We start from the raw sequence: 1,417 nt of genomic DNA on the forward strand, positions 1-1,417 counted from the left end.
GCATATTTTAAGAATATGCAAACCTCATTGCAAAAAAGGTTCGGCGTTGACTTTCTTTTGAATCAACGCCGAAAACTATTTGCGATACTTATCGCAAATCGTCGAGTGACGCCTCCTTCTTTCGTCTCGATTGACCAGTTAACTTGATGTGGTAGCGATTGCTGGACAGTCGGTCCATCACCGCATCGGCAATGATTGGATCGTCAATGAACGAATGCCAATCGTTATACGGCCTTTGACCAATGAAGATGGTGGACTTGGAGCCTACGCGGTCATCCATGATTTCTAAGAGATCTGACTTTCCCTGTTGAGCCATTGGCGTAACGCCGAAGTCATCAAGAATGAGAAGGTTGTACTTTGCGAGTTTTGCCTTGAACTTGAGCAATTCACCGTCTGCCCGCATTAGGGCCATTTCATACAACAAGTCATCCACCCGATAGTATTTTGATTTGACGGCCTGCCTTACAGCGGCTGTTGCGATACAGCAGCCGAGCCAAGTCTTACCGGTCCCCGTTTCGCCAGAAATGAGGACATTCCAGCCGTGTTTTACCCAGCTACATTTCAACAATTCGCGCATATGGGATGGTTCGAAGCCTCGTGCCTTAGTTAGATTTAGTTCTTCTGGGGCAGCGTCCAGTTTTAACTTGGCGTCTTTGAACAAGCGTGCCAGCATAGCATCGTGGCGTTTTTCTTTTTCTGCCAAGAACAAATGACCTAATCTTTCAGTGAATGGCAGGTCATCTTGGTCGGGGTGTTTGACTTCCAGCTCTAGAGCATCAGCAAGGCCCGATAGGCGCAATTCTCGAGCAAGCTCAATGACGGTGTGAATTTGCATCAATTTGCCTCCCCGTCACTGTAATAATGCGGGCCCCGAATGTTGCCAGAAGGTGATGCGGGCTTGGCTAGCGCAGTTTGGGCAATAGCAGGAATCCCCCGCTCCAAAATGCGGTAGACGGCCTCCGCACTGATCTGGCCCCGTTTTTCTGCGTGAGTTATCGCTTGCTCCACTAGTTCGCGGCCGTGTTGATGCATCTTTTTGGCAATGTTTTTCGTCATGTCACCCGAGGCCTTCACGTTATTGTGAGTGTCGATATGCTTCTTCACGAATTCCGACACAATTGGGCCGAGTCTGCGAGCTTCTTCCAAAACGCTCGAACGCTTGTAAGAGACCATCGAGACATGGTTGGGGGGCATATGCGTCACGTCAGTCACCCGAGGCCGATCATCGAAAACGCGTTCATGTAGGGCTACTGGCTTTCCATTGCTGTATACTTCAATCGCGTTGGTGGTTTTCTTGAAGTTTACTTTCGTCCCCACCAGCCTGTTCGGAACGCTATATTCAGTCCCTTCCACTGAAATATGGTAGTGTGCGGGAACAGAGATATCTGTCCTCCACTCTCCATATTCGTAGCGGCTT

General features: G+C 49.2%; 2 protein-coding genes. Both read right to left on the bottom strand.

From position 1 onward, the window contains the following. Nucleotides 1-88: 88 nt before the first annotated feature. The gene (istB, locus tag AN476_RS22200) at nucleotides 89-835 is read right to left on the bottom strand and encodes an IS21-like element helper ATPase IstB (RefSeq protein ID WP_054463930.1); all 747 of its coding nucleotides are present in this window, start codon (nucleotides 833-835) and stop codon (nucleotides 89-91) included. Beyond that, a partial coding sequence (locus AN476_RS23200; RefSeq protein WP_172684883.1) for a hypothetical protein occupies nucleotides 835-1,417 on the bottom strand: 583 nt, incomplete at its 5' end. The genes AN476_RS23200 and istB, both read right to left, overlap by 1 nt.

The sequence above is a fragment of the Phaeobacter sp. 11ANDIMAR09 genome (assembly GCF_001294455.1).
GTDB lineage: Bacteria > Pseudomonadota > Alphaproteobacteria > Rhodobacterales > Rhodobacteraceae > Pseudophaeobacter.

Coding starts and splice junctions, on each gene's coding strand:
- istB (WP_054463930.1), bottom strand. CDS start 835: ATGCAAATTCACACCGTCATTGAGCTTGCTCGAGAATTGCGCCTATCG.